The organism is Megasphaera geminata F0357, from assembly GCF_000239275.1.
Lineage (GTDB): Bacteria > Bacillota > Negativicutes > Veillonellales > Megasphaeraceae > Megasphaera > Megasphaera geminata.
On sequence record NZ_JH417584.1, the window covers coordinates 1 to 7,095 of the forward strand.

General features: G+C 40.1%; 6 protein-coding genes. 2 read left to right on the top strand and 4 right to left on the bottom strand.

Annotated features, from left to right (window positions below):
• Window positions 1-80: 80 nt before the first annotated feature.
• Window positions 81-434 (bottom strand): hypothetical protein, encoded by a 354-nt coding sequence (locus tag HMPREF0080_RS03855; protein WP_006789926.1) that lies wholly within the window; start codon window positions 432-434, stop codon window positions 81-83.
• Between the two features lie 268 nt (window positions 435-702).
• Between HMPREF0080_RS03855 and HMPREF0080_RS03860 the strand changes: the two genes are divergently transcribed.
• Both HMPREF0080_RS03860 and HMPREF0080_RS03865 read left to right on the top strand, forming a co-directional pair.
• Entirely contained in the window at window positions 703-2,079 is a 1,377-nt protein-coding gene (locus HMPREF0080_RS03860; protein ID WP_006789927.1) for a short-chain fatty acid transporter, read from the top strand.
• A gap of 217 nt (window positions 2,080-2,296) precedes the next feature.
• On the top strand, window positions 2,297-3,256 hold the full coding sequence (locus HMPREF0080_RS03865; RefSeq protein WP_006789928.1) for a 3-hydroxyacyl-CoA dehydrogenase family protein: 960 nt from the start codon (window positions 2,297-2,299) through the stop codon (window positions 3,254-3,256).
• Between the two features lie 290 nt (window positions 3,257-3,546).
• Here HMPREF0080_RS03865 and HMPREF0080_RS03870 read toward each other — a convergent pair whose 3' ends face one another.
• The 3 genes from HMPREF0080_RS03870 to HMPREF0080_RS03880 are packed head-to-tail and all read right to left on the bottom strand — an operon-like array spanning window position 3,547 to window position 6,988.
• Window positions 3,547-3,963, bottom strand: coding sequence for a MaoC family dehydratase (locus HMPREF0080_RS03870; RefSeq protein WP_006789929.1), 417 nt, complete (start codon window positions 3,961-3,963; stop codon window positions 3,547-3,549).
• Window positions 3,964-3,977: 14 nt separating this feature from the next.
• Window positions 3,978-5,519 (bottom strand): acyl CoA:acetate/3-ketoacid CoA transferase, encoded by a 1,542-nt coding sequence (locus HMPREF0080_RS03875; protein ID WP_006789930.1) that lies wholly within the window; start codon window positions 5,517-5,519, stop codon window positions 3,978-3,980.
• 50 nt (window positions 5,520-5,569) lie between these two features.
• Entirely contained in the window at window positions 5,570-6,988 is a 1,419-nt protein-coding gene (locus HMPREF0080_RS03880; protein ID WP_006789931.1) for a GntP family permease, read from the bottom strand.
• Window positions 6,989-7,095: the final 107 nt, after the last annotated feature.

A 7,095-nucleotide genomic window follows, 5' to 3' on the forward strand; every position in this document is an offset into this window, starting at 1 on the left:
TATACCACGTTCCAAATGGAACAATAAGAGGTTTTTAAAAAGATTTAATAATAAGCTCCGTATTGATTGCACTTTCGCCGTTATTTTAGATTGGAAGGTTTGCTTTTCAGTATAATTATATGAATAACGGCAAAAATCCACAATAACAAACCGTATAAATACCAAAACTTATATGAATAGCCCTTCCTTCTAGCTATATTTGCCGGAATCAATGCTAATATAACAGCTGCCCCCAAGCGGTGATTACCCCATGCTGAATACAATAATATAACACCGATAATTGCAACCGTTATATTAAAAGCAAGAAATAATTTATTTTCTCGATTGTTTGAAGGCGGTTCTTTGTCAGGATGTTCCAAATTTGCAATACTGTCCGCTCCATGATATTCAAGAAGTTCCGGCTCTTTTAAGTTCGTTTTATTCTCTGTCTCCATATATTCATCTCCTTACACTGTTTAAACATTTAGATTAAATTACACTGTATCAAGCGATACATAATGTATTAACAAAGATTCCGTGTCATATTAAAATTCAAAAATATATATTTTTATCCGTACACCTCTTTTGTGCCTTCATTTATCGCGACCTATTAGACAGATTCTATAATTTATTATATCTTGCTAAAATTGAAAAGCAGGTTTAAACTACTATTAACTACTATTATAGTCTTGTTTGATATTTTATAGAAAGGAGCGATTTATTATGAAAGACATGACAACAACACGTCAGTTTACTGATTATTTTACTGACTTTGCCCAAAAGTGGGTACCGGATTCTTATGTAATTGCATTAGTACTGACACTTATCGCTTTTATAATGGCTTTTTTTCTAACGCCTACCACCCCGTTGGATATAGTAGTTTCCTGGGGAAAAGGCTTTTGGACGTTATTGGCTTTTGCTATGCAAATGTCCTTGATTGTAATTACCGGTTATGCATTGGCCACTACGCCGGTATGCACACGGCTTATAACGTCGGTATGCAGTAAACCGAATTCTGCTACGGGTGTATACATTTATGCCGTCATACTCTCTGCAATAGGGTTTTATCTAAATTGGGGCTTCGGCCTAGTATTCGCAGCGCTTATCTGCAAAAATCTTGCTACACAGGCACTGAAAAAAAATATAAAGATTGATTACAGATATTTATGCGGCGCTTCATGGACTCCATTTTACATTTGGCATATGGGACTTTCCGGCTCCGCTCCTTTGCTCGTAGCCACTGCGGATCACTTTATGGTAAAAGAGATCGGAGTAATTCCTATATCTCAGACCATATTTCATCCTTATAATTTAATTTTAACAGGAATATCCGTTATTGCTATTCTCGTATTATTCGGTTTCATATTACCACCCAAAGATCCCGGTAAAATGCAATCTATTGAAGAATGGAATCCTGACTTGGTAGTTAAAGAAACACCGCAACAGGAAACTGCACCTCAAATAAAAACTCCCAGCGATTTTGTAACATATACTCCATGGTGCTCCTACCTTGTAGGCCTGATGTTTATTGTCTATTTAGTTTATCATTTTTTCATTTTGGGTAAATCATTAGATATTAATGTACTAAATTTTATATTCCTTACGTTAATTATATTTCTCTACAAGACTCCTGTCGCTATGTTAAAAGCGGTTAAGGCCTCCACACCTGCAGCTTGGGGTGTGATTTTACAATTTCCCTTTTACGCAGGTATTTATGGTATCATGAAATATACAGGCCTGGTTGATACTATTTCATCGTGGGTCATTGCGTTCAGTACGGAAACGACTTTTCCGGCAATAACGGCAATCTTGACCGGTTTTATCAGCTATTTTATCCCTTCCGGCGGCAGCAAGTGGGTTATTGAAGCGCCCTTCCTTATTCCTGCCGGTCAAGCCTTAGGCGTTGCCGATGCTAAAACTATAATCGCCTATATGTTTGGTGGTGACTTAACAGCTCTGGTTCAACCTTTCTTTGCAGTACCTTTTATGGCAGTCTGCGGTTTAGAGTTTAAAGACTTCGTCGGCTATAGCTTTGTGGCTTTCATAGTTCTCGGTATTATAATGATTCTCGGGTTAACGTTTATTCCTTTTACTGTTTAAATTATTTTCAGCAAAGAGGATCTGACAATACGTCATATCTCCCGATCATACGCTTCACCTGGTCATGCGGCCTTGATTTTAACGTTGCCGGCAGAAAGGGCGGTGAAAAATAATATATATTCATAACCAGCAGTTTGTTATCCGGATAAATATCTTTAATGCTGCACAGTACGGCAAAAATTTTTATTTACAGACATAGTATAAGCGAGGTGTTAATATGAAACAACTGTCCGAAATCAAAACAATATGTAATTTAGGTTGCGGAACCATGGGCTTCGGTACAGCCATCTCATTTGCAAAAAGCGGATATAATGTGAACATGTTCGGTCGAAAAGACGCGAGTATCGAACGCGCAATGAAAAACATAAAGTTCACGCTAAACGTAATGATCGAGAATGCCCTTCTCACTAAAGATGAAGCCGCTGAATTATTAGAACGCATTAATGGGGTAACAACCTTAAAAGCGGCGGCTAAAGACGCTGATTTTGTGATTGAATCCGTCGCCGAAGAAGTTTCCATAAAACAAGCGGTATATAAAGAAATGGAAGAATATTTAGACCAAAACATAATATTTGCAACGGACTCCTCCGGACTCAGCCCTACAGAGGTCGCCTCCGTGTTAAAGTATCCCGAGCGGTTCGTAGTCGCCCATTTCTGGAATCCTCCTCACTTAATTCCGCTCGTTGAAGTTGTTCCCGGCGAAAAAACAGCCAAGGAAACAGTAGATATTACATGGAAATTAATGGAAAAAATCGGCAAAAAACCGGTGGCTTTATTAAAAGAAGCGCCCGGTTTCGTCGGTAACCGTTTACAATTTGCCTTACTGCGGGAAGCGCTTCATTGTGTACAAGACGGCATTTGTACTGCTGAAGTGGTTGATACTGTCTGCAAATACAGTATCGGCCGTAGACTTGCTGTAACCGGCCCTTTGGAAACGGCTGATTTGGGAGGTCTTGACATATTTTATAATACTTCAGCTTATTTAAATGCTGATTTATCTGATGACAAAACAGCCTCACCTATAATGAAAAAATGTGTGGATCAGGGAAATTTGGGAGCAAAAACCGGTACAGGGCTTTACGATTGGACCGAATCTGAATTGAACGAAATAAAAAAGAAGAGAGAAGAAATTTTAATTGAATGGTTAAAGAAAGATGCTAAAGGAGAAAAATTTTAATAATCTTTTACCCCTATCTTTTTTCAAGAATATTAAGGGCGAAAGATCGTAACAAAAATCCGCTTCTTTACAGTACCACGTAAAATTAGCGTTAAGCGCAGCAGCACTATTGTTGCTGCGCTTTTTATATGGAAGTCCTCTTTCTTCTTTACAAAATGGAAAGGGCGTCATGCCTGTTCGGCAATAGGAAAATAGCATCGTAACACATGTTGCCGATGCTATTCCGAAAGAGATAGTATTCAATAAATAGTAATTAACGTCTGATTATCCTTAGAAATTCCTTCTACAATCTATTTTTTCGTAACCATCGCTTTACCGTCAGTAACAATTTTTCCGTCTTGATTCGTAACGGTAGTCCTAAAAACGAGACGGTGCTTTTCATCATTCTTTTCAATGCATTCTACTACGGCCGTAAGTGTGTCATTGTAAAAAACAGGTGCCAAAAACTTTAAATCCTGCCCCATATAAATCGTACTAATGCCTGGCAACTCGGTACCCAACACTGCAGAAATCAAACCTGCGGAAATCATACCGTGGGCAATACGTTGCTTAAACATGGATGTTTTAGCAAATTCCGCATTAACATGAACAGGATTAAAGTCGCCGGTAACGCCGGCATAGGCATATACATCATGCTCGGAAACGGTTTTGGAAACAGATGCCTTATCACCGATCTTAATATCAATGTAAGCAATATTTTGAGCCATAGTATCCCTTCTTTCTATACAGTTAAGCCCATAGGTTTATCTTCAAAAATTCTTGCATCCATCAATTTGACATCTTTAACAATCGGTTTAAAGTCCATGTATGCAAGTATATCTTTGTCTATATCAATGCCGGGGGCGACTTCTATTAATTCAAGGCCTTCGGGCGTCAATTTAAATACAGCACGTTCTGTAATATACAATACCGGTTGTCCGATTGAATTCGCATACTCTCCGGAGAAAGTAACCTGTTCTACATGTGCCAAGAATTTCTTATTTTTTCCTTCAACGGAAATGACAAGTTTACCGTCTGCAACTTCTTCTTTTAAGCCGCCGGCCGTAAAAGTGCCGCAATAAATAAGCTTCTTCGCATTCTGCGTAATATTGATGAACCCGCCGCAGCCGGCAACGCGACCGTTAAATTTGCTTACATTGATATTTCCTTTTTCATCAGCTTCGGCTAAACCAAGAATAGCCAGATCAATACCGCCGCCGTCATAAAAGTCGAATTGATACGGCTGGTCAAGGATTGCCTGCGCATTGGTTGCAGCACCGAAACTGCTCCCTCCTGCGGGCACTCCACCGATAGTGCCGGCTTCAGTAGTCAACACCATACTGTCGATGCCTTCTTCCGCAGCAATTGCCGATACGCCTTCAGGCATACCGATACCTAAATTCACTACCGCGTCGGGAATTAATTCCATCGCACATCTTCTGGCAATAATCTTTCTGTTGTTCAACGGTAAAGGGGATATCGAGTTCAAGGGAACCCGTAAATCTCCGTTAAAAGCAGGGTTAAACTCATAGTCCCAAGTCATTCGATGATCTTCAATGGGGCTCTGAACGACATAATCAACGACCACACCCGGAACTCTGACATTTTTAGGATCGAGAGTATTGCGTTGGGCAATCTTTTTAACCTGTACAATAACAATACCTCCGCATGCTTTTACTGCTTCAGCAATAGCTAACGCTTCTCCGGTACCGATTTCTTCATCCATTAAGATATTCCCGTCTTCATCGGCCGTAGTACCTCGAATAAGCGCCACATCCAATTTGCAAGGTTTATACCAAAGCCACTCTTCACCGTCTAACGTGATAACTTCCACGCGACCTTCAGGGCTTTTTTCATTTAAACGCCCTCCTTCAACACGAGGATCGACAAAGGTTCCGAGACCGACCTTTGTAATCGTGCCGGGACGTCTTCCCGCAATATCTCTAAACCATTGAGATATTGTCCCTTGCGGGAAATTATAGGCCTCAATTTTATTTTCCATAGCCAGCTTCCCGACACGAGGACTTAAATTATAATGTCCTCCAATAATACAGCTTAACAGCCCTTCTTCACCGAAATGGTTAAGCCCGCCTTCTTTACCGTCTCCCTGCCCTGCAGCAAAGACAACGGTAACATCATTAGGTTTCCCTTTGGTAAGAAAAGAATTTTGGATTTCCTTCAAAATATGTTCAGGTACAATTGCCCCGACAAAACCGCTTGTAGCAATCGTCGCACCGTTGGGGATTTTACTTACAGCTTCTTCAGCTGTTACAAATTTAGCCATAATCAACACCTCTTTCTGTTATAGCACATAAAATCTATACTCTAAAGGAATCAATGTAATCCTGTTATCGAATAAATAATAACAACTGCAAACACTGCAAAAATTGTAATCACTGTTGTAATCGCAAAAATATCTTTATATGATTCACGATGTGTCAATCCACAAACTGCAAGCAATGTTATAACGGCACCGTTGTGAGGTAAGGTATCTAAACCGCCTGATGCCATGGATGCCACACGATGAAGAATATCAGGCCCCATCCCGATCGATTGAGCCCATGCCAACCAATCTTGAGACATAAGTTCCAAGGCAATGGCCAGCCCGCCGGAAGCGGATCCTGTTATTCCCGCCAATACAGTAACGCTGACAGCTTCCGATACTAAAGGAGTTCCCCCAAATGGGATATTAATCAGAAAATGCGCCACATCCGCAAATCCCGGTAATTGAGAGATAACGTTACCGTAACCGACTTCTGAAGCTGTATTCATAATCGCTAACAAAGAACCGATTGCACCTGCATTAAGAATCTTCGTAAGACCGCTTATATTTTTAATCTCGCCCTTCCCTACAATCAAAGCCAAAACAATACCGATTACCAGTGAAATAATAAGCGCCCAGATACTGGCAACATTCTGCACCTTTCCGGCCACCAAAGGGATTCCCTTCATCTGCTGGAACGGCACAAGGATATCAGGATTCCACATAACGAACTCAGTAATAGCAAAATTAATTCCAAGTACTGCCAAAAGAGGTAATATGGCAAGCTTCCAATTAACATATGTCATATCCGCGTTGTATTCAGGTTCATTGAGTTTATGATCCCCATATCCTTCACCCTTAGCGATAGCAGTTTTTAAACGATATGTTAAATAAGATATACCGCATCCATAGATAATGACTGCACCGATAATCCCCGCTAAAGGAGCTGCATACAGATTGGTTCCAAAGTATGTCGTAGGAATGATGTTCTGAATCTGCGGAGTGCCGTTCCAGCAATCCATAGTTACAGTAAAGGCGCCCAAGGCAATAATCGGAGCGATAAACCGTTTAGGATAATCGGCCTCTTTAAATAATGCGGCCGCAAATGGGTATACCGCAAAAACTACGACAAAAAGACTCACACCGCCGTAAGTCAATACGGAGGCCGCGACAATTACAGATATAATGGCTTTGTGAGGCTCTTTTCCCAAACCGCTGATAATGGCTTTGGCAATACTACGTGCCAATCCTGTCTCTTCCATTACTTTACCGAAAATCGCACCCAACATAAATACGGGAAAAAATGATTTAATATAGGTTACAGCCTTCCCCATAAAAAGTTCAGTATATGACGGCATAATATCAAATCCGGACAGGGTAGCAGCCAAAATAGCCATTATCGGGGCCATCATGATCACTGAAAAGCCTCTGTATGCAAATGCAATAAGCCCCAATAAACTTAAAATGATAACGATAACATTAAAATCCATAATACATTTTTCCTCCTTTTTGATTACGTTATTTTTAGAACAAGCTACCGTACAAAAATATACTCTGTCTAATACGCTTTTATTTATATATTAATTTTATCATTATC

Excerpts from the sequence above, each read along its gene's own strand:
- HMPREF0080_RS03855 (WP_006789926.1), bottom strand. The coding sequence starts at position 434 with ATGGAGACAGAGAATAAAACGAACTTAAAAGAGCCGGAACTTCTTGAA.
- HMPREF0080_RS03860 (WP_006789927.1), top strand. The coding sequence starts at position 703 with ATGAAAGACATGACAACAACACGTCAGTTTACTGATTATTTTACTGAC.
- HMPREF0080_RS03865 (WP_006789928.1), top strand. The coding sequence starts at position 2,297 with ATGAAACAACTGTCCGAAATCAAAACAATATGTAATTTAGGTTGCGGA.
- HMPREF0080_RS03870 (WP_006789929.1), bottom strand. The coding sequence starts at position 3,963 with ATGGCTCAAAATATTGCTTACATTGATATTAAGATCGGTGATAAGGCA.
- HMPREF0080_RS03875 (WP_006789930.1), bottom strand. The coding sequence starts at position 5,519 with ATGGCTAAATTTGTAACAGCTGAAGAAGCTGTAAGTAAAATCCCCAAC.
- HMPREF0080_RS03880 (WP_006789931.1), bottom strand. The coding sequence starts at position 6,988 with ATGGATTTTAATGTTATCGTTATCATTTTAAGTTTATTGGGGCTTATT.